General features: G+C 29.6%; 18 protein-coding genes and 1 tRNA gene. 5 read left to right on the top strand and 14 right to left on the bottom strand.

Annotation, left to right across the window (positions count from 1 at the left end):
• Positions 1-217: 217 nt before the first annotated feature.
• From acgM to QZZ11_RS00420, 3 genes are read left to right on the top strand one after another with little or no spacing between them, the layout of a single operon-like run.
• Entirely contained in the window at positions 218-1240 is a 1023-nt protein-coding gene (gene acgM, locus QZZ11_RS00430; protein WP_292472492.1) for a radical SAM/SPASM domain protein, ACGX system, read from the top strand.
• A 4-nt stretch (positions 1241-1244) separates the two neighbouring features.
• A complete protein-coding gene (locus QZZ11_RS00425) occupies positions 1245-2237 on the top strand; it encodes a zinc-binding dehydrogenase (protein ID WP_292472490.1) in 993 nt (330 codons plus the stop codon).
• A gap of 13 nt (positions 2238-2250) precedes the next feature.
• Positions 2251-2859 carry a 4Fe-4S binding protein gene (locus tag QZZ11_RS00420; protein WP_292472488.1) on the top strand — a complete coding sequence of 203 codons (609 nt, stop codon included), beginning with the start codon at positions 2251-2253 and terminating at the stop codon, positions 2857-2859.
• Here QZZ11_RS00420 and QZZ11_RS00415 read toward each other — a convergent pair whose 3' ends face one another.
• Together QZZ11_RS00415 and QZZ11_RS00410 are read right to left on the bottom strand one after the other, a co-directional pair.
• Complete coding sequence (locus tag QZZ11_RS00415; protein WP_292472486.1) at positions 2860-4200, bottom strand: exonuclease domain-containing protein; 1341 nt, start codon at positions 4198-4200, stop codon at positions 2860-2862.
• 43 nt (positions 4201-4243) lie between these two features.
• Positions 4244-4549 carry a hypothetical protein gene (locus QZZ11_RS00410; RefSeq protein ID WP_292472484.1) on the bottom strand — a complete coding sequence of 102 codons (306 nt, stop codon included), beginning with the start codon at positions 4547-4549 and terminating at the stop codon, positions 4244-4246.
• A gap of 166 nt (positions 4550-4715) precedes the next feature.
• On the opposite strand from QZZ11_RS00410, the gene QZZ11_RS00405 reads away from it, so the two are divergent.
• Both QZZ11_RS00405 and QZZ11_RS00400 read left to right on the top strand, forming a co-directional pair.
• On the top strand, positions 4716-5039 hold the full coding sequence (locus QZZ11_RS00405; protein ID WP_292472482.1) for a hypothetical protein: 324 nt from the start codon (positions 4716-4718) through the stop codon (positions 5037-5039).
• Positions 5040-5049: 10 nt separating this feature from the next.
• A complete protein-coding gene (locus QZZ11_RS00400; RefSeq protein WP_292472480.1) occupies positions 5050-5382 on the top strand; it encodes a hypothetical protein in 333 nt (110 codons plus the stop codon).
• A gap of 54 nt (positions 5383-5436) precedes the next feature.
• On the opposite strand, the gene aspS is transcribed toward QZZ11_RS00400, so the two are convergent.
• The 12 genes from aspS to QZZ11_RS00340 form a co-directional block, all read right to left on the bottom strand.
• Entirely contained in the window at positions 5437-6756 is a 1320-nt protein-coding gene (gene aspS, locus QZZ11_RS00395; RefSeq protein ID WP_292472478.1) for an aspartate--tRNA(Asn) ligase, read from the bottom strand.
• Between the two features lie 119 nt (positions 6757-6875).
• Positions 6876-8102 (bottom strand): histidinol dehydrogenase, encoded by a 1227-nt coding sequence (gene hisD / locus QZZ11_RS00390; protein ID WP_292472499.1) that lies wholly within the window; start codon positions 8100-8102, stop codon positions 6876-6878.
• Positions 8103-8304: 202 nt separating this feature from the next.
• Entirely contained in the window at positions 8305-9909 is a 1605-nt protein-coding gene (thsA, locus tag QZZ11_RS00385; protein WP_292472476.1) for a thermosome subunit alpha, read from the bottom strand.
• A 274-nt stretch (positions 9910-10183) separates the two neighbouring features.
• Complete coding sequence (locus QZZ11_RS00380; RefSeq protein WP_292472474.1) at positions 10184-11554, bottom strand: 2,3-diphosphoglycerate synthetase; 1371 nt, start codon at positions 11552-11554, stop codon at positions 10184-10186.
• 477 nt (positions 11555-12031) lie between these two features.
• A complete protein-coding gene (locus QZZ11_RS00375; RefSeq protein WP_292472472.1) occupies positions 12032-14236 on the bottom strand; it encodes an ATP-dependent helicase in 2205 nt (734 codons plus the stop codon).
• 31 nt (positions 14237-14267) lie between these two features.
• Positions 14268-16583 carry an FAD-dependent oxidoreductase gene (locus QZZ11_RS00370; RefSeq protein WP_292472470.1) on the bottom strand — a complete coding sequence of 772 codons (2316 nt, stop codon included), beginning with the start codon at positions 16581-16583 and terminating at the stop codon, positions 14268-14270.
• Positions 16567-17544, bottom strand: coding sequence for a ferredoxin:CoB-CoM heterodisulfide reductase subunit HdrB (gene hdrB / locus QZZ11_RS00365; RefSeq protein ID WP_292472497.1), 978 nt, complete (start codon positions 17542-17544; stop codon positions 16567-16569). The genes QZZ11_RS00370 and hdrB overlap by 17 nt, the downstream gene beginning before the upstream one ends.
• An 18-nt stretch (positions 17545-17562) precedes the next feature.
• Positions 17563-18171 (bottom strand): ferredoxin:CoB-CoM heterodisulfide reductase subunit HdrC, encoded by a 609-nt coding sequence (gene hdrC / locus QZZ11_RS00360; RefSeq protein WP_292472468.1) that lies wholly within the window; start codon positions 18169-18171, stop codon positions 17563-17565.
• Between the two features lie 178 nt (positions 18172-18349).
• On the bottom strand, positions 18350-19723 hold the full coding sequence (gene cysS / locus QZZ11_RS00355; RefSeq protein ID WP_292472494.1) for a cysteine--tRNA ligase: 1374 nt from the start codon (positions 19721-19723) through the stop codon (positions 18350-18352).
• Positions 19724-19840: 117 nt separating this feature from the next.
• A tRNA-Cys gene (locus QZZ11_RS00350) sits at positions 19841-19912 on the bottom strand.
• Positions 19913-20145: 233 nt separating this feature from the next.
• On the bottom strand, positions 20146-20352 hold the full coding sequence (locus QZZ11_RS00345) for a histone family protein (RefSeq protein WP_292472466.1): 207 nt from the start codon (positions 20350-20352) through the stop codon (positions 20146-20148).
• 205 nt (positions 20353-20557) lie between these two features.
• Positions 20558-22813 (bottom strand): cation-translocating P-type ATPase (locus QZZ11_RS00340; RefSeq protein ID WP_292472464.1); only part of this gene is annotated, 2256 nt, incomplete at its 5' end.

Raw genomic sequence — 22813 nt, 5'->3', positions numbered from 1 at the left:
TAAATTCTTGGACAGAAAATAAAAAATTTAACAATTCAAAAATTGCTAGAAACTATTTTTCAACACCGTGTGGCAGTGAAACAACCACAACAGCATGCGGAGGAGAAATAACTTCAACAGCTTGTGGTTCTGAATTATATTAATTGGTTGAACAATATATCCTTAACTAATATATAGTTAAGGATTTTTTTTATAAAAAAAATAGTGAGAGATTATATTGGATTTTTTTGCATTTCAATGGCATATTACAGATGATTGTGATCAACGTTGTAAACATTGCTATATTTTTTCAGAAGATAACACTAAACCATTAATAACTATGTCTTATAATGATATTATACATGTTTTTAATAATTGCATAAGAATGTGCAAAAAAGTAAACCGAACCCCTTATTTTACTATTACAGGTGGAGATCCCTTATTACATCCAGATTTTTGGAAAATATTGAAATTATTTAAGGATAAATCAGTTAGATTTGGTATTTTGGGAAATCCTTTTCATCTAAATAATGAAATTTGTAAAAAATTACATGATTATGGTTGTGAATTTTATCAATTATCTATTGATGGTTTAAAGGATACTCATGATTATTTTAGGAAAGAGGGCTCATTTGATATAACATTAGACAAGATTGCTTGCTTAAAAAATGCAAATATACATGCAAATATCATGACAACAGTATCAAAAACAAATATTGATGAAATTCCAGAAATAATTGATAAAATTGTTGAATATGAGGCAGATTTATTTTCATTTGCTAGATATTGTCCTACTAGTTTAGAAAAAAGTGTTCAAATGTCTCCAGAAGAATATCGTGACTTATTAGATGCTTGTTGGGAACGTTTTGAAAAATATAAGGAGTCTAATACTCATTTTAATCTTAAAGATCATCTTTGGACATTATTTTTATATGAGAAAGGAATATTTAAAATACCTTCTGATTTAGAGGATGATGTGATTTATGATGGATGTAATTGTGGAAATTCACATATAACCATCCTTCCCACAGGGGAGGTTTATGCTTGTCGTAGAATGGAAAGTAAGGTAGGTAATGCTCTATTTGAAGAACTATATGATATCTTTTTTAGTGAAAAGATGGATAAATATAGACAATATGAAAAGTTTGAAAAATGTTCTAAATGTGAATTATTACGTTTCTGTAGAGGTTGTCCAGCCGTAAGTTATGGTACAACCCATAATATGTATTCTGCAGATCCACAATGTTGGAAAAAAGTGTGAAATTATGAAAGCCATTGTATTAGAAAAAACTTGTGAAGCTGATGAATTAGAAATCAGTGAAATAACTATACCTAAAATTACTCCTAACCACATTCTTGTGAAAGTTAATGCATTTGGAATTAATCGTTCGGAAATCATTTTAAGAGAATATGAAGCTGATGAAGATTACATTCATTTACCAGTTGTTCCAGGAATTGAATGTGTTGGTACCGTGATTGATTCAATGAGTGATGAATTTAAAGTTGGAGACAAAATTATTTCACTTATGGGTGGTATGGGTAGAAGTTTTAATGGAAGTTATGAAGAATATGTATTACTTCCTGCTAAAAATACTTTTAAACTTAATAATGAAATTTGTGAAAAACTTTCAACAGAAGAAATTGCTGCTATCCCCGAAACATATTTTACTTCATATGGATCATTATTTGAATGTTTACAATTATCATCAGAGGATACTCTTTTGATAAGAGGTGGTACTAGTGCAACCGGATTAATTTCCCTTAGTTTAGCAAAAGCTATAGGTTGTGAAGTCATAACAACATCTAGAAATAATGAAAAAATTGCAGTTTTATTAGCCCATGGTGCAGACTATGCTTTAATTGATGATGGAAATATTTCCAATAAAATTAAGGAGATATATCCAAATGGTGTTTCTAAAGTTTTAGAACTTGTTGGTCCAAGAACTATGGCTGATTCCTTTGAATCCTTATCATTACAAGGAATTTGTTGTGTAACAGGTATTTTAGGAAATATTGAGCATATTGATGGATTTGATCCCATTAAAGATATTCCTAATGGAAAATATTTAACATCATTTTTTAGTAATTATCCTACACAACACATTATCAATAAAATATTTGAATATGTTTTAGAATATGATCTTAAACCCCCTATAGCGAAAGTATTTAATTCTTTAGATGATATTAATGAGGCACATAAGTTGATGGAAAGTAATAATGCTCAAGGAAAAATCATAGTTAAATTAGAAGATTTTTGAGGAGATTTATCCAATGGTGACTAAAAAAGAATGTCTTAAACAAGTTCGTGAAGTAATTGATGGAGTACTTAGTACTGTTGATAAAAAAGGAAATAGTCAAAGTAGAATAATTGATATTATGCATATTGATGAAGATACTGTTTATTTTTTAACTGCTCGTGGGAAAAATGTATATGAACAGTTAATTACTCACCCACAAGTTAGTTATGTTAGTTTTAAGAACAATAAATCCATTAGAATTACAGGTATTGCTAAAAAGTTAGAAAATCAGAAGAAATGGATTGACTTGATGTTTGAAGAAAATTCTTACATGAATAATGTTTATCCAGGTAAAACCAGATATATTTTAGAACCGTTTAAAATTATTAGTGGAGAAATTGAATTTTTTGATTTAACTCAAAAACCTATTCTTAGAGAAAGTTTTTCGATTGGAAATTATGAAATTAAGTTGAAAGGTTACTTTATTTCTGAGCAATGCATTGAATGTGGATTATGTGTAAAAAATTGTCCTCAAAAAGTAATCATTGAAGGAACACCCTTTAAAATTAGTCAGGAACATTGTTTACATTGTGGAATATGTTATGAAAATTGTCCAGTTAATGCTATTGAGAAAATAGAATAATCACTTTTCAAGTATTTTAAATAAGTTTTTTTCACTTATTATTTTTATTTTTCCACCATCATCCTGTAATTTCTGTGCTTTAACTATTTTTCCACCAATATTTCCATATTTCCATGCAGGACTTCCCAAATCCCCTACAAATAAATAATCAACTTTTCCTGAAACGGAATTTTTTGAAATGGCTCCTTCTTTTTCCAGCAAATACGTTATTTTTTCCTTATTTCCATGTTTAAATTCACCCGATAAACAGAAAGTTTTATTTTTTAAAGTGAATGATTCGTTTGTATTTTTTATTGGAGTAATCAATTCTTTAAATTGATTAGATATATTTTCCTGTTCCCCCAAGGTAATGAAACCTTGGTTTAACATGACATTAGTAATTTTAAGTATTTTATCATAAGGGTAAGAACCTCTTAATGAAGTATTTCTCATCATCCATCTTTTTAAGTTGGTTAATTCTTCAAGAGTAACTTTATTATCTGCCGTGATTGCTTTGATTATACCCTGTAAGACTTGTATTTTAAGTGTTTTATTGGAATAAATGCTGGATACGGAAACAAATTCTACAACATTTACCAACGATTTTTTATCGGAACCATCCATATGACCTTTGTCTAAAATTCTTTTCAATTCCAAGCTGATTTTATGAAAAACAAGGTATTGGTTGTATTGTAGATTATTTCCATACCATTCTTCAAAGAGCATGAATTGTGGTTCGGAAATGTATTCTTCAAAAAGTACTACCCTTAGCATGCCATAAAGATTGTTTAAATTAGTAGATAATTTGGGATCATATCTTTCAACTACTTTTGGCACGTAATGATAATGTTTTGATTCTGAAATTGGGATTTTTTCATGCCTATTGATGTACTCAAATAATTCACAGGCAGCTCTTGCATCCTCAATTGCATTGTGCGGATTGTAGATTATATGTAATTTTTTAGCTACATTTTCCAGTTTATAGGAAGGTAAGTTCAGATATCTTCTGCTTAAAGATAAAGTACAGACATACTTAAAATCAGGTACTGGAAGATGATATCTTTGCAATGATTTAGAAATAAGCTTTAAATCATAAGTAATATTGTGTCCAACAACAATATTGTTCGTTAATAAATCTTTTATTTTAGGCCAGAATTCCGGAAGTGTCGGACTATCTTCAACCATATGTGGTGCAATTTTTGTAATTTCCATATTTATTCTATCAAAGCTATCTTCAGGATTAATTAATGAATAAATTTTTTCTATTACATTATTGTCACGTACCACGATAACTCCTACAGCACATATGGAATTTTGTCTAAAATTTGGATTTTCTAAGTCCAATACCACATAATCTTTCAATATAAAAACCTTCAGAATATGTTAAAAAAATAGAATAAAATAATTATATATCATCTAATGTTTCTAAGGAAGATTTAGTCATTTCTTCTGATAATCTGTATAAATCTTCGGATTCTTCTTCTTTTGAATAATATATTTTATCATTTTGAGGATTATAGTATGGATAATTTTCTCTTACGTAAACTGTTATCCCTTTGTACATAGTTTCCACGTAATCTCCTGCTTCATCAATTTGATAAATTTTCATTGTTTCACCAGAGTTTTCACCTGAAGACATATTATGAACTGAAGAGGCACCGTAAACTGTACTATTGATATTTTGAATAATATTATTGATTCTTGACTTCATATTTATCCCTCTGAAAATTATCTACAATACCATGAGATGATATTTAATTTATCATAATTAATATATATTATTTTGGTATTGATAATAATTATAAAATTTCAAGTATTACAGAATTCATATTTATAAATTATAAAAAAGATATAAATATATAGAGTTGGGTGATAAAATGAAAGAAACATATGAATACAACATCGAAGATGAAAATAACGAAAATTTCAATATTAAATGTAAAGCAGAATACGATACGACAAATTCATATAATACAAATTACTACTTCTATGATGGAAATAAATGGTTAAAAGACTTTATAGATTTAAATAAATTATCACCAGATAACGAAGAAGAAATTAAAGAATTTGAAGATTTTATTACAAGAGTACATGATTACATGGTCCATGGTAATCTCTGGGAAGATCTTAAAGAACTAGATGATAATAAAATAGAAAATAAAAAAACTTACAATTTAGTTATCAAAGCAAAAAAAATCTGAGGAGTTTAGATTGTCAACAAACAAAGAAATTCAATGCAAAATATTAGATGGAAAATACGAAGAAGATGACTTTCAGGTTCTTGTTAAATTAACAATTATTAAACCAAATCATTTTGAACTATTGGGATGGGATGGTTTAGAATGGAGTCCAAAGGGATTAAACAGAGTTTATACTGATAAAACCAGCCAACATGAATATGATGAATTCATCAATAGATTGGATAAGTTAGAAAAAGAAAAAATTCTCTATGAAATAGCTGAAGACATCGATGAAGATCAAACATATTACTTTGAAAAAGAGAGAATTTACTTATACGTTGAAAAGAAAGAAAAAATAGAATAGAAAATAATCTCCATCATTTTAACTTTTTTTTAAAAAAAAAAAATAATAAAAGACTTAAGGTGTTAATCGTCTTCTATCCCTTGGGAACAATACGGTTTCCCTAATGTTTTTAGCACCGGTTAAAACCATTGTGAGTCTGTCTGCTCCCATACCCCATCCTGAATGAGGAGGCATACCATATTTGAATGCTTGTAAATATTTTTCAAATGAATCAGGATTTAAATCTTTTGCTTCGATTTGACTGTATAACAAGTCATAATCATGTATACGTTGGGATCCACTGGATAACTCTAAGTCTCTGTACATTAAATCGAAAGCTGTACTTTTTTCCGGGTCATCTGCTTTAGGCATTACATAAAATGGTTTAATTGATGTTGGCCATTCTGTGATAAAGTAATAACTACCCATTGTTTCTCCTAATACTTTTTCAGCAGCCCTATTTAAATCTTCACCATATTCCATTTCTACATCTTGACTGTTTACTATGTCGATTACTTCTTCATATGGTACAACTGGGAAAGCACCTGATGGTACATCCAATTCATGTCCAAGGTCTTCTAACTCAGATGAGCATTTTTCTTGTAAATTATTTAAAACATTTTTAATTACATCTTCCAATAAGTTCATTACATCTTCTTGACTTCTAAATGACATTTCTGCATCTATGGATAATGCTTCATTTAAGTGTCTTAAAGTATCGTGTTCTTCTGCTCTGAAAATCTGACCTATTTCGAAAACGTTGTCTAATCCTGTTGCCATCATCATTTGTTTGTATAATTGAGGACTTTGTCCAAGGAATGCTTCTTTTTCAAAGTAGGTGATTGGGAATAATTCTGTTCCACCTTCAGTTGCTGATGCTACTAATTTTGGTGTTGTAATTTCAGTAAAATCATTATCATAGAAGTAGTTACGTACTGTGTGTAACATTTCATTTTTGATTTTGAAAATTGCACTTACATCATGTTTTCTTAAGTCCATGAAACGTGCATCCAATCTTGTATCCATTTCAGCATCTACTTTTTCTGTAGTGTCTAATGGTAAAGGTAATTGTGATACGTTGATTATATCTATGTTTGATGGAATAATTTCAACACCATTTGGTGCTTTTGGAGATTCCTGTACAGTACCTGTTAATGTTACAATAGTTTCTTTTCTTGCTGCACGTACATCAGCCATCATTTCTTCTGTTAATTTTTTACTTGGTGCTGTTAGTTGTGTAATTCCTTTTTTATCTCTTATTAACACAAATACAATACCACCAAGGTCTCTGATTTCATGTACCCAACCAGTTACTTTTACAGTTTCTCCTGCTAATTCAGGAGTAATTTCGGTTGAATAATGTGTTCTTTTACATTTTTCAAATATGTCTGTCACTTTTTCACCTATAAAAATTTTTTAATGATTTAATTATAAACATAAAGTAATAATAATAATTAATTATGTTTTTTATACTTCTTAAATATTATTAAAATTATTAAAAAAAAATAAAGATATTATTTTTCAATATCTTCTGCTCTTTTTCTTATTGACATAGCGTGAGCATATAATCCTTCTGCTTGAGCTAAATTAATTACCATGTCTTTAATATTTAATACGCCTTCCGGAGACAATTCTTGTATTGTTGGTTTTTTAATGAAAGATTCTGCGGATAATCCGGAATACATTCTAGCTCCACCACTTGTTGGAAGAACATGATTTGTACCAGAACCATAATCTCCCCCAGCTACAGGAGTTAAGTTTCCTAAGAAAATAGAACCTGCATTATCTATTGATTCAAGAGTTTTATAATAATCTTCAGTAACAATAACCAAATGTTCTGGAGCATAAGCATTTGTAAAATCAATTGCTTGTTCCATATCTTCAGCAACTAATATGTGACAATACTTTGATAAAGATTCTTCAATAATTTCCTTTCTTTCCTGTGTTTCAAGATATTCCTTTACATAATTTACTGTTTCTTCAGCTACTTTCCTTGATGTTGAAACTAAAATTGTTGCTGCATTAGGATCGTGTTCTGCCTGAGATAATAATTCTGTTGCAATGTAGGATGGATTTGCTGTTTCATCTATCAAAGCCAACATTTCAGAAGGACCTGCAGGAAATTCAATATCTACAGTACCATATACTAATTTTTTAGCTGTGGCAACGAATATATTACCCGGACCTACAATTTTATCAACAGCAGGTATTGATTCTGTTGAATAAGCCATAGCTGCTATAGCCTGTGCCCCACCAACTTTATAAATATGTGTTGCACCTGCAATATATGCTGCAGCCAATATTTCATCACTAATATTTCCATCTTTATCTGGAGGAGTACAACAAATGATTTCTTCTACGCCTGCAATTTTAGCAGGGATTACTGTCATTAGTATTGATGATGGGTAAGCTGCCCTACCACCAGGAATATAACAACCAACCCTTTTTAATGGTCTGATTATTTGACCTGCTTTGACACCAGGTCTAACTTCCATTGTCCAATCGGATGGTATTTGAGCTTTGTGGAATTTACTTACGTTTTCAGCAGCATCTTCCAATGCTTTTTTTAATTTAACGTCTATGTTTTCAATACTCTTCTCAATTGTTTCAGTAGGAACTCGTAATTCTGTGATATCTGCCTTATCAAATTTTAAAGTATAATCATGTAATGCTTTATCTTTGTTTTTTCTTACATTATCTATGATTTCTTGAACTGGTTGTAATACATCACTAGAATCCATTTCAATTCTTTCTGTATATTTAGAAAAGTCTTCTCTTTTTAAGTCAATAATTTCTAGCAATTTAATCCTCCAATCAATAGATTATATAGTTGTATATATCTTATTAATATTATTAAAAACTAACTAGTTAAATAAAAAAATTAAGTATTATATAAAAATAGTTTTAAGAAGTAAAAATAAGATAAAAATGAATTTATCTTATTTACATGTATGGGTTAGGTGTTCCAGGCATGTCTCCTCCAACAGGAGTTTCTGGTCTTGATGCAACTACATCATCAATACGTAATATTTCTACAGCAATTTCTGTACATGAGTCAATCATTTCTTTTTTAGAAATTTGAGATTCAAGAATATGATCTTCTTTCCTATCTCTGACTTCACGTTTAATTACGTTTACACCCATATTTGTTGATTTTTCTTGAGCTGCTATTAATTCAGTTGAGACATCAATAATGTCCATACCTGCATTTTTTGCAAGTGCAAGTGGTAATTGTTCTAATGCATCAGCATATGCTTTTATAACTAATTGACGTTTGTCTTTGAATGTATTAGCATATTTTCTTAATACTTTAGCTGCTGCAATATCAGAAGCTCCTCCTCCAGGAATAGCTTTGTTGTTTTTAATTGCTTGACTTACAGCACCAATTGCATCATTTATAGCTTGTTCTAATTGATCAGTGATATGTTTTGTACTTCCGTGTACCATAATGTTTAAAGTACCTTTATTTTTACATTCTTCTACGAAGATGTATTCTCTGTTTTCAAATACCCATTTTTCATATACGTGACCAGCTTCACCGATATCTTCAGGAGTTAATTCACGGATATTGTTTACGATATTTGCTCCGGTAGCTTTTGATAATCTTTCTAGGTCTCCTTGTTTAACTCTTTTAGCTGCTAAAATTCCAGCTTTAGTTAAGTAATGTTGACCTAAATCACTGATTTTCTTGTTGTTGAATAGAACATTTACTCCACAATCAACAAGTTTTTGTACTTCTTCTTCTAACATTTTTGCTTCTTTATCTAAGTATTCTTGGTATTCTCCAGGATTACTTAAAATAATTTTTGCACTGTTTTGAAGTTCTCTTGCATCAATAGGATATTGGAGTAAACAAATTTTAGCATCTTTAACATCTTTTGGCATTTCAGATTCTAAAACATTTTTATCTACTGAAACAGATTCAGTAATTTCAGTATCTGCAGTTCCTTCACCATGGATTTTTCTGATTTTAATCATGTCTTTGTCAATATTGCCATTTTCAGCTACATTTAATAAGATTGTAACTAAATTTTCAGCCATTGAATCAAGATTAGTGAATGAACCTTTACCAGACATTGATGTTCTTGCTATATTAATCAATTCTTCCTTATTTGCATCAATAGCAATATCATCTAATACTTCTATAGTTTTTTGTTTTGCTTTTTCAAAACCTTTAACTATTGTAGATATAGGTAATCCTTGATCGATTAATTTTTCTGCTTGTTTTAATAATTCTCCAACTAAAACTACTACTGTTGTTGTTCCATCACCAAATTCTTCTTCCTGCATTTTTGATAAATCTACTAACATTTTAGCAGCAGGATGATCAGGTTCTGTTTCTTTTAAAATTGTGTAACCATCATTGGTAATTTTTATATCACCAATAGTATTGATTAACATTTTGTCCATTCCTCTTGGACCTAATGTAGTAATTAATACGTTGGACAATAATTTAGCAGCCATAATATTATTTTTAGTTGCTTGACTTCCAACAGTTCTTGTTGATCCATCTGCGAGAACTATTAATGGTTGTTGGGTTTGTACCATATTAATTATCCTCCAATTTAGATATTATTTTTAAATTTCATTTTTGATTATAGACTGATTTTGATATTTAATGAATAATATCCTAAAACCGTGTTTCTAGACTGATATAAAAAAATTGATAATTAATAAAATATACTTAATGAAAATAATTTTTTTCAATTATGAATTTCCAACTATATTATAATATATTAATAGTATATTATATACTTATGCTTTGAAAGGGTGTTTGAACTTATATAAATACTTTACGGTTATGATTTAAAAAAATAAATAATTAGCTGTTAAAAGAATCAACAGCTTCGTGTACAATTTTCATTATTGCAGAATCAAGATCATATTCGGAATTAATAGGTATAGGTATATTATCACAGTATACAACTTCCAATCCTTTTGTTAATGCATCTTTGGTTGCAACATCCACTGCTGCTGCTTTCAATTCAGTTAACATTATATCCACTTTATCAATATTTTTATCAATATCTTCTTGTAATAAAGGTCTATTTGATAAATTAGAAGAGATAGCAACCACATTACACTTAAAGTTTTCTTCTAAATATTCTTTTAATAAATGTTGAACTGATTCGGGAGCAGTAGTTGCAAATAAAATGTTTTTATTTTCTATATTTTCAACTGGAGCTGGTCTAAATATTGTAGGAATAATTTCAGCATTTGGATTCATTATTTTAATTTCTTCAATTAAATTATCGAGTTTTTCTTTAGAACATATTTGTTCATCACACATTGTTATAATAATTAAATCGGCCAATTTTATCCTAAATGGTCCAAAATATTCAGTTAACGTTTCTATAGGTTGATTTGCACCGACTAATACTATGTTTTTATCTGTTTTAATTGGTGGTATGGCTGAACCACTACCTTCTATCGCAATTAAATTTGTATTCAAATCATTAGTCATTTTAGCTCCATCAACCATGTTAGTAATATATACTTGGCCTGCCATACCTCCAGCACAACGACGACAGCCTACAGTTAATACTCTACTCATTAATGCATCTTCCCAATGGTCTGATGCTGCATGTCTTCCTTTATCTGATTGTTCCATCAAATATTGAGGAGTTAATTTAATTTCATCACCATGAACCACTTCAGGTACTTCTGGCCCACCTCTACCCATTGCAACAATACATGGATCATACTTATCCTCTTTATTAATTAAACGTGCAGTATATGCACTAACTGCTGTTTTACCAATCCTTTTTCCAGTACCCAATATCTTATATGAAGGATTTTCTAAAACATCATACTCTTTTAATGGCTTGAATTCAAAATCAGGACCTTTATATGTTACTCCATGTTGTAAAACTACAGTTGCGATTTTAAAACGTTTGGAATAATTTACCACAGGTTCATCTGATAAATCAAATACACAATCAACACCTGTTTCAATTATAGATTGTCCTATTAAATCATACGGTATTTCTCTATGATCTTCCCCAAATAGCACTGGTTTATTAAATAAATCGGATATTACATCAACATTATTATCCCTAAGTTTTTCTGTTCCGCCAATAAACAATAATAATTTTACATCATAACCTTTAGATTCTATTTTGTCTATTGCTGATTTTGTAACTGGGAAGTAATGTTCTCCATCAACTAAACACAATATCTTTTTCTTTTCCATATTAACACCTTATCTGTCGCTAAGAATTTATAATTTTACACTTGCAATCTACGTCTAAAATTTTAATAATATAAAATGATACCTACATCGAACAATTTTTCCTATTAATTTTAAGTTTATTTTTTCATGTATAATAAAGTATAGATAAGAAAATGAATATTAAAAACAAAAAATATATATTAAAGATTTTAAATATAATTATATATAATATTTCAATAATGATGATTCTCATTTATAGAAATTAAGGACAAAATAAGTATAAATATAATTAAATTATTTATATAATGACTAAAAATAAAAGGAGGGGAAATCATGGCAAAAGTCAAAGGAACTAACAGAAGAACCAGACCAAAATCTGGATACAAAAAACAAGGAAATAAAAAAGGAAGAGGAGTAAAAGAAAAAAGATACAGAGGATAAGTATATCTTATTTCTGTAAATTTTCTTTTTTTATCTTAATTGACCACCAAACTATTTTTAAATATTTAATAAATTATCTAATGAATCCCAATGCCACTTTTTATCTCGGGACCAACCTGTTGCAACATTTTCTATATATATTTTATCCTGAAAATCACCTTTGTAACCATAACGCATACTATTCAATCCAACCAATATTAAAATACTCTTAGCTCTGGTAAACGCTACAAAATATCGTCTTATTAAATCATTAAAGGCCTTATCCAAACCAGAAACTTTATCATAATCATATGAAATTGTTGAATAATCTTTCAAATAATTTTCAAGGTTATGAGTTATACCACCATTTCTTGGAAATCTTTTGAAAGCTGTTGACGAAGAATTATTAAAAATATCCGAACCTACATCTACAACCACAACATCAAATTCCAATCCTTTTGATTGATGAATAGACATAATGTTAACATTATCCTCCAAATCAACATCAAACATATCATCATCAATATCTATTGCACCAGAAGCAATAGGAACTAAAATATGCCAAAATACCTGATTAACAGTTAATAAACCATCATCATTAATAGCATTATCTGTTTGAACAATAGTTTCTAATATAATATCATAATAAACCATGTTTTCAGAAGAATCTGATGATAATAACTCACATTCCTCTTTAATATCTTCAAGTAATTCATTCATATTTACTTTTTCATCAAAATGTAATAATTCCTTATTTGACTCTTCCATATACTCCCTAACATATTTTCTCCATGATTTTAAAGTCTTTTTTGTAAGTGGCGGAATATTATCCAGGTTATTCTCAATGATAGCATCAGGATCTATACTTTGTAATATTAATCCACACAATAATGAAACCATTTCAGTAGTTTCAATACTTTGTCCTCGTGGATTAAACACTGAAATATTCTCATCTTTATAGGACAGACTCTCTCTAATATAATAAGGTAATCTCTTTTTATTAAATGCATTAATTTCTTTTGGAGAATTATTAAGTACTGCTATAGATGGGTTGGTCTTTTTTAGAGAAATATCATATTTTTTCCCATGCCTTTCTACAACATACTCCTTATTAATTTTTAAAGCATATATCAATTCTGACAAATCAGTAGATAATTCCTCTAAATTATTTCTGAACATTCCAATTACTGGTAATCCCTCATTAGTATCTTTTGTAGGAATTATTATCGGTTTATCTGTTGTACGTGATTCTTGGAATTTTTCATCAAGAGTAATGTAATCATTTGTAAAGTCTATTATAGCTTTGGTTGATCTGTAATTGTTATGTAAAAAAATTGTTTTTGAATTAATTCCCAATTCTTTTTTTATTCTTTCAGAATATTCCGTGAATAAGTTTATGGTTGCTCCTCTAAACCTATATAATGACTGATCATCGTCCCCCACAACGGTAATATTACCATTATTTTTATTAACATACTCGGCAATCTTAAAATAAATAGCTTCCTGTAAAAGATTTGTATCCTGATATTCATCAATCAACAATACGGAAATATCATTAAATGAATCCACCAAACCATTTTTCAAAAGTTCATAAAACTTTTCTTCAAGCATTGCATAATCCATCACATTTCTTGAATTTAATTGATCCAAATAATCATCAATTATTTCAAAAACGATTGCTTCACGATCGGCATCTTTTTTTAATTCCTCTTTATTAATCATGTCATAATAAATACGTTCTCTAATAGTTTGAATCTGATTATTTATATCAGAAGTACTAACTCCACCCTGATTATTTTTAATCTTTTTTATAAACTGTTTTAAACGTTTATCTTTGTTACGTTCATCTGTCAATAAATTTTGCATCATAATTGCCGAAGAAGTAAAATTATCAATAATTTCAACATCCATATGTTTTGAAACAATTTCTTCTGCAATACTATCCAACGTTCCTATAAGAAGATTATCAAAATCATAGTCCACACCAATACCTAATTCTTCAGATAACATTAAAGTCCAATTAGATATTCTCTCTTTAAGTTCTCGGGCAGCTTTTTTAGTAAAAGTAGTCACTAGAATATTTTCTAATTTGATATTATCAACAAAAATATATTTTAATATTTTTAAAACAAGAACAGTAGTTTTTCCACTACCCGGACCTGCAACAATATATTGATTTTCATTAACGGGGGATAAAATAGATTTTTTTTGATCCAAATTATCTTCCAAGGTTATTCCCAGAACATTTTCAATAAGTTCAATATATTTTTCTTCTGAAATCATTAAATTACTTCCTAAAAATAGAAAAAATAAATTAAGATGATAATGTAGCCAATACATCATCAAATTCTTTAAATTGACTTGCTAAACCTCTGAAATAAGGAATAAATACGCTGTGTATTATTAGTCTTTCAGGATTAATGCCATCCTCTTGTAAATGTTTTTTCATTACTTGAACGTTTTCTCTAATTTCATCATGTTTATATGAATCAGGATATTCTCCTAAAAATACTCCATCTGCACCATGAGTTAAAGCATATTTAATATGTTTATATTTAACACGATTAATGAAAGGTACATTAATTATTCTTATGCTTGATGGACATTCAACACGATTGATTCCCATGTTATTTGCAGAAACATTTCCAATATCATCCAAGAATGCGATTATGATTTGTTCATCATCATCCTTATCTTTTAATATTCCTTTAATACTGGCTTCCAAACGTTCATCACTTTGACCCTGAATACTAATTGCTTCTTGAGGACAAGTAATTATGCAATCACCACAACCGGTACAAGCTATAGGACCCACCCTAATCGAATTTTGATAAATTGATAAAGCCTGATAACGACAATTATCTACACATTTACCACACAATACACATTTTTTAACATTTATTGAAGCAATATGCGGTTCAACTTCCAAACCACCATTAATTAACTCAGATATTTTGGTTGATGCAGTATTTGCTTGAATTATACTATCTGTAATATCTTTTGGTCCCTGTGCAGTTCCACATACAAATATTCCCTCAATATCTGTAGATACAGGTTGCATTTTAGGATGTTTTTCTTTGATAAATTTATCTTCTGTTAATGGAACTCCCAATGTTTTAGCTGCATCAATAGTTCCCTGTGAAGATTCCAATGCTGCTGATAATACAACCAAATCGGTAGGTATCTCCTGTTTATTATGAGTTAAAGTATCCTCAATACGTACAATCAAATGATCATCTTCACGGGCAATTTCCCCCGGACGACCCCTGATTAATTGTATACCATTGTCCTGAACGTATTTATAATATTTTTCATAAACTCCGGGAGTTCTTATATCCGTGTAACATATTATTACCTCGGTATCAGGATAATGAGAATGTATTAAATTTGCATTTTTAAGTGCAACCATACAACAAACCTTTGAACAATATTTATGTCCATCAGGCATTTGATCTCTTGAACCAACACACTGTATCATAACAACTCTTCTTGGAACCTTACCTGTTGAAGGAACTTGTAAATGACCATTGGTTGGACCATTAATTCCCATAAGCCTAGCCAATTGCATTTGACTTAGAACATCCTCATAAAATGGATGACCATACTCCGGTCGTTTATTGGTATCAAAACGTTGGTGACCTGTAGCTATTACCACAGCCCCCACTGTTAATGATATTATCTCATCAATTGCATCCAAATTAATTGCGTTTGTAGGACATACATTTATACAAGCACCACATTTAATACAGAAATCATCATCCAAAGTATATGTACTTGGAACTGCTTGTGGAAATGGTTTATATACTGCTTTACGATTATTTAATCCTTCATTCCATTCATCAGGTGCAAAAGACGGACATGCTTGAGTACATTTACCACAACTGGTACATTTTTCAGGATCAATATAATCTGGTTTTTTACGTAAAATCACATCAAAATTTCCGGCATTCCTAGAAGATCTTTCTAAAACAGTATTTGTTAAAAGTGTAATCTTATCATTATGAACCATTTCATCAATAACAGGATTTAATAAACAAGCCGCACAATCCTCAGACATTTTATCTGGCGTGAATACCTTTCCAACCTGAATCATTGCCCCTCCAACCGCAGGACGTTTTTCAATTAAAGTAACTTCCATCCCCTGCTTAGCAAGAGAATTAGCCGTCGTAATCCCAGATATTCCTGCTCCAATAACCAAGACACTATTCTTCACTTTGGTAGGTATTTTTTTTAAAGGTTCATTATATTTAACTGTTTCAATTGCAGAATTTATTAATGACAATGCTTTTTTAGTAGATTTATCTTTATCTTCTGTTACCCAGGAACATTGTTCCCTCACATTAGGCATTTCAAATAGATAAGGATTTAAAGGTTGAATATATTTTTGAAATGTAGCCCCATGAGTAATTTTAGAACATGCAGAAATTACCACTTTATCTAAATTTTCACGAAGGATTTGATCTTTAATTATATTCCTTCCTTCTAAAGAACATAAATTTTCATGGTGTTTGATGGAACATATCTCTTCATTTTCTGATAATTTTTCTTCTATTTTGTCCAAATCCACATTATCTGAGATATTTCCACCACAATGACATAAGAAAACACCAATTCTATTCGTTTCTGACATGTAATGTGTCCTCCGTTGAATCATATTCTATTCCTAATTTATCTAATAAAGGTTCTACATTAACGGTATGTGTTTGAATTCCCAATACTTTGTAAGGATCTGCACCCATGTACAATGCAACTAGCTGAGCTATATTCATTACAGCAAAATAATGTTTATCCCCAGTCATATCTTCCAGTACCTGTTCATACCTATCAAATTGTAGTTGACAATTTGGACACATTACCAACAATACATCCACTTTCTCTTTATGTAAACTTTCAAACTTGTCAACTGTTGCATCCAACGATAATTCCCTATTAGCATATCTTTGCCTAAATCCACTACCACAATGTCTTGGTTTGTGATCGTACCATTGGAGAGCCGGAGCTTCCATGACTTCACAAATTTTATCAATTATTTCAGGATTTCTATATCCACATAAGGTATCATTATAATGAACTTTACAATAATGACATCCATGATGTGTAGCAATAGTTAAATTCGAAATATCTCTTTTTTTAAATTCTGGAATTTTATCTTTTAAATAATATAAAACATCCACCACGTGTGTAATATCATCCCTTGGATCAATATCCCCCTTATTATATTGAAATTCCTCAAGACCATTTTCCCTAAATGCTTTATTAATTTCTTCTCTAACATCATCTTTTTCATTTAATATTTTAGCAGATGTTTTTAAGATTGCATAACAGGTTGCACACATAGGAACATACTGTTTATGATTATTTCTTATAGCATAACTGAAATTTCTTGCAGCCAAAGCCGTTGTAGATAACTCATCAAAAATATCATAATAATGGCCCAAACCAGTACAACAGGATTGATTTCTATCTATAACATATTCTACACCCAACTTATCAAAAACAAACTTTGTTGAAGCTTCTACGCCAGGATATTCAGCTGAAACAAGACAACTTCTAAACAAAGTAATATTTTCAGTAGGTATAAATTTATCCACATCAACCATAATTCCCACCTATTTTCTATTTCTTACCTCTTTAATGGAATCAACACGTTTTTTAAATCCTATGGCATCAAGTGTTTTATCTACAGATTCCTTTGCTTCGGGCAATAAAAACATACTATCCAAACCCAGTTCTTCACGAACCTCCTGTAAATTTTCTTGAAGGTTTTCCCAATGTTTTCCATAGTCTATTTTTAATTGTCCATGGTATTCCTTTGGAATTATACCTAAACCTTCCTCAAGAAAACTATCTGCAAAACTCATAAAAGATTCTATTTGTTTCTTTCCAACATCTTTATCTATTGCCATTTGTCTTAATATCTGGTTTACTTCACATACACTGTTTCCCACTGGACATACACTATGACAAGTGTAACAATAGAAGCAATTCCATATAATTTCATCTTCAATAATGCTTTCATCATTATCAAGAACTCTCTTTATAATTTCTCTTGCATCATATTCTGAATGTCTGGATGCCGGACACATAGAAGTACATAAACCACATTGTACGCAACGAAGTAAGCCTAAATCGGAAGGTGCCTTTATATCTTTTAATATTTTATGAGCTAAATCATCTTCTGATTCATTAGTCATTTCACGTCGACCTAATTTTTTCAAAATAACACACCCATAATCCATTTATTATCTTATTTGTTCCTATCTTATTTGTTCCTAAATAATACATTATATATTTAATATAATTAATAGTTTTACTTAAAGTTTATGAGTTTAATGAATTAATCAAAAAGAGCAGTAAAATGAAAATCTATAAAAAAAAGTAAATTAAGGAAGGAGATTATTTATCTTCAAGTGAAATATCCAAATCTGCAAGATTATCTCTGATTTTATCTGCTAAATCCCAATCTTTTTTAGCTCTTAAATCTTGTCTTACATCAGTAATTATATCTAATAATTCATTGGATAAGTCAGAACCTGAATCATCTGAAACAATTATGGAAAATCCAAGTATATCTTCAATATTTTTAAATGTTTCTACAATAGAAATTAAAGTTTTTTCTGAAATTTCATTGTCATTTAAAGACTTGTTAATTTTGTGCGTGAAGTCAAAAAGACTGGATAAAGCAATAGGAGTATTAAAATCATTATCCATTGCTTCAAAGAATTCTTTTTTGAATGAAGATAATTCTGAAGCAATGTCTGATTCATCTTCTTCAGGAAGTGTTTCCTCATTTAGTTTTTCAAGAACATTTTTTCCAGTATTTTGAATACGTTTTAAACTATTTTCAGCTTGATTTAATATGTCATCACTGAAATCTATAGGACTTCTGTAATGTGTAGACAATACAAAGAATCTGTATACTTCAGGAGAATATTCTTTTAATAATTCCTTAATGGTTATAAAATTACCTAAAGATTTACTCATTTTTTCTCCACGTACATTTAAAAATCCGGTATGCATCCAATATTCTACTAACGGCTCTTTTCCACTTGCTGCTTCCATCTGAGCTATTTCTGCATCGTGATGTGGGAAGATTAAATCTAAACCTCCACCATGGATATTATATTGAGGCCCAAAATAACTTTCTGTGATTGCTGTATCTTCAATGTGCCATCCAGGTCTACCTTTTCCCCATGGTGAATCCCAATATGGTTCTTCATCCTGTTTTTTCCATAATGCAAAATCTTTTGGATCTTTTTTTGTAGTATCCACTTCTATTCTGGTGTTTTGTAAATCATCTAAATTTCTGTTAGAAAGTTTTCCAAAATCTTCAAATTTGGATACATCAAAATATACTCCGGTTTCTGTATCATAGGCATATCCCTTTTCAATTAAATTTTGAATTTGACCTATTATTTCATCCATGTGTTCTGTAGCTCTTGCATAGAAATTAACGTTATTTACATTTAATAAAGCCATGTCATCCAAGTATTCTTTTTCGAATCTATGGGATAATTCTAATGGATCTTCACCATTTTCTTTTGCCCTGTTAATAATTTTGTCATCAATATCTGTGATGTTCTGTAAGTAGAATACTGAAATTCCTTTGTGTTTTAGATATCTTACTATTACATCAAATGAGATGTATGTTCTTGCATGACCTATGTGAGAATAATCATATACAGTTGGTCCACAAACAAACAATTTCAATTTATTGTTTACCACTTTTAAATCTTCTTTTTCTCTGGTCATAGTATTATAAACTTTAATCATGAAAAAATACTCCTAGTATATTTTTGAAATAAATTAGAATCTAATAATAAATATGTAAAATGTAGTAATTATTTTTAATTGAAAATTTTTTGAAAAATAATTTGATAAAAATTAAGCCAAGAAAGGGATTTGAACCCCTGTGATATGGTCTGCAGCCACACACCTAAGCCTCTCGGTCATCTTGGCATAAAAAAAGTAACTTAACAATATACTTTATATTGATAAAGATATATAAACTTTTTGGATTAATATCATCAATTAGCAATAATTAAAGAATTTAAGTAAAAAACTGTTTAAAATAGTCCAATTAAAATTAAATTATCAATAATACACTCAGGAATAAATCTGTTAATTAAAAAGTAATTTATTATAAAAATTATATAAAAAAATAAAAAAAGATTTAAAAAATAAAAAGAAAATTATAAATCTCTGCATGCTAATGCTACATCGGTTGCTTTAACAGTTTTTCTTCCAGCGTGTTTTGCAAGTTTAACTGCTTCTTCTGCGATGTCCATTCCAATATCTTCAAGAACGTTTGCTAATTCAATTTTAGCATCATCACTAATTCTGTTAGCACCAGCATTTTTTAATAATCTTCCTACAGGAGCAATTGGTAATTCTGCCATATTTTCACCTCCATTATATAATATACTATTGAAAAACTACTATTTAAATATATCGTAATAAGAATGCCTTAGATTAGAAAATATAGAAAAATTTTGAATTTAAAAAAAAATATACAACATTCAAAGAATTAAATCTAAAATTAATGTGAAAGAAATAATTGTTGTAAAAATAAATCTATAAAAATAAAAAAAAAAATAAAAAAAATTATACTATAGGATTTTTAACAAAACCTATTCTAAATGAGTTTAAAATTACCAATAGAGTTAAACCCAAATCACCAATACCTACAGACATCATCAATGTAATAACTCCTAAAACTGCCAAAATTACAAACAATACTTTTACGGAAATTGCTGTAATAATGTTTTGTCTAATAATATCCATTGTTTTATGACTTAAACTGAATAAATATGGTAATTTTGTTAAATCATCCTGCATTAAAGCAATATCTGCAGTTTCTATAGCTACATCAGAACCTACTGCCCCCATTGCTATACCTACATTAGCTCTTGCAAGTGCCGGTGCATCGTTGATACCATCACCAACCATTGCAGTATCACCAAATTTATTTCTAATAGTATCCAATAAATTTAATTTATCTTCAGGCATTAATTCAGAATAAACATATTTTATTCCTAATTTTTCAGCAACACTATTTGCAGCTACTTTATTATCCCCCGTTAACATAACGGTTTGTACACCCATATTATTTAAATTTGAGATTACATCTTTTGCTTCATCACGTAATTTATCTTTAACTGTAACAATTCCAAGTAGATTTTCCTTATTTCCAATAAATATTACTGTTTTACCATCTTGAGCATACTTTTCAAGAATTGAACGGTCAACTTCAAAGGAACTTCCTTCAATTAAAGACTCATTAGCAGCATAGTATTCTTCATTATTAAATTTACCAATTATCCCTTTTCCAGGAATATTTTTGAAATCACTTATCTCTGTAAAATCAATATTGTTTTCGTTTGCATAATTAACTATTGCTTGTCCGATAGGATGACTGGATTTACTTTCTAATGAAGCTGCAATTTCAATTAATTGTTCTTCTGAATAATTATTATCGAAAACTTCGATGTCTGATAAAACTAATTTTCCTTCAGTTAAAGTTCCGGTTTTATCCAAAATTACTGCTTTAATGTTTCTCATTTCTTCAACATGAGAACTACCTTTGATAATTACACCCTGTCTGGTAGCTGATGTGATTGAAGAAACCATTCCTATAGGAGTAGATATTAAAAATGCACAAGGACATGAAATTACCATGATAGATAATGCTCTGTATACCCACTGTACCAGATTGTCTCCAAATAATAATGGTGGAATAAATGCTACACAAATTGTAATTACAATAATTATTGGAGTATAATATTTTGCTATTTTTTCAACTAAAGTTTCAGTATTTGATCTGTTTAATTGAGAAGATTTTACAAGAGAAACTATCTTTGAAATTACACTGTCTTTGGATTCTTTAGTTACTTCCACTTCCAAATAACCTTCCTGGTTTACAGTTCCGGAAAATACTTTATCCCCAATATTTTTAGTTACTGGAAGGCTTTCTCCCGTAATTGATGCTTGATTTATAGAAGATACTCCGGATATTACTTTTCCATCCAATGGAACTTTATCACCAGGTTTAACTATTACTATATCCCCAATGTTTACATCATCAACTTTTCTAAGTTCTTCATTATCTCCAATTTTTACTCTTGCTGTTTCAGGTGCAATTTCCACTAAAGATTTAATTGATCTTTGAGCTCTCAGTTCTGAATAATCTTCCAAGAATTCAGCTATATAATACAAGAACGTTACTGCTGCACCTTCTTCCGGACAATTAATTAAAAAGGATGCAATACATGCAATAGTCATTAATACTGCAGGACTAATTGTGTGTCTTTTAGTAATTGCATTCCATCCCATTATTGCTATTTGATAACCTGCTATTACTGCACCAACCATAAATACGATTGTTGCTGCCAAACCGTTCATTACTGAAAAATGTTCCAATATATGACCTAAAACAAACAAGATACCACTGGAAACTATAATTTGAATGGAACGGTTAGCCAATAATGGTTTTCCTTCTGCAATTACTGGTTCTTCTTCGTCATCATCAGAACAATCATCACAGTTACATATGGATATATTTACATCATCATCTTCATCACAACAACTACAGCTGTCCTCATGAGAATGCTCATCTTCATCCTCACAACTACAAGTATCTCCATGAGAATGCTCATGTTCATGATTATGATGATGTCCATGATGGTGGTCATGACTATGTTCATCATCAGAACAATCATCACAACTGCATATTTTTATATCAACATCTTTACTATAGTCTATATCTTCACTGTGGTCAAACTGTGAGAAATCTGTTGATTTCTGGTAATTTTCCAATAATTTTTTGTTATAATGCGTGTTTTTCTGGCAATGCCTGTCTTC

The organism is Methanosphaera sp., assembly GCF_016282985.1.
Taxonomy (GTDB): domain Archaea; phylum Methanobacteriota; class Methanobacteria; order Methanobacteriales; family Methanobacteriaceae; genus Methanosphaera.
The sequence above is the reverse complement of the archived record's forward strand: the minus strand, read 5'-3'. Positions and strand labels throughout refer to the sequence as shown.

Bases quoted from the DNA above. Each gene is read 5' to 3' on its own strand.
- QZZ11_RS00345 (WP_292472466.1), bottom strand. From the start codon at position 20,352: ATGGCAGAATTACCAATTGCTCCTGTAGGAAGATTATTAAAAAATGCT.
- QZZ11_RS00420 (WP_292472488.1), top strand. From the start codon at position 2,251: ATGGTGACTAAAAAAGAATGTCTTAAACAAGTTCGTGAAGTAATTGAT.
- thsA (WP_292472476.1), bottom strand. From the start codon at position 9,909: ATGGTACAAACCCAACAACCATTAATAGTTCTCGCAGATGGATCAACA.
- QZZ11_RS00375 (WP_292472472.1), bottom strand. From the start codon at position 14,236: ATGATTTCAGAAGAAAAATATATTGAACTTATTGAAAATGTTCTGGGA.
- QZZ11_RS00380 (WP_292472474.1), bottom strand. From the start codon at position 11,554: ATGGAAAAGAAAAAGATATTGTGTTTAGTTGATGGAGAACATTACTTC.
- QZZ11_RS00425 (WP_292472490.1), top strand. From the start codon at position 1,245: ATGAAAGCCATTGTATTAGAAAAAACTTGTGAAGCTGATGAATTAGAA.
- hisD (WP_292472499.1), bottom strand. From the start codon at position 8,102: ATGGATTCTAGTGATGTATTACAACCAGTTCAAGAAATCATAGATAAT.
- QZZ11_RS00410 (WP_292472484.1), bottom strand. From the start codon at position 4,549: ATGAAGTCAAGAATCAATAATATTATTCAAAATATCAATAGTACAGTT.
- QZZ11_RS00405 (WP_292472482.1), top strand. From the start codon at position 4,716: ATGAAAGAAACATATGAATACAACATCGAAGATGAAAATAACGAAAAT.
- QZZ11_RS00370 (WP_292472470.1), bottom strand. From the start codon at position 16,583: ATGTCAGAAACGAATAGAATTGGTGTTTTCTTATGTCATTGTGGTGGA.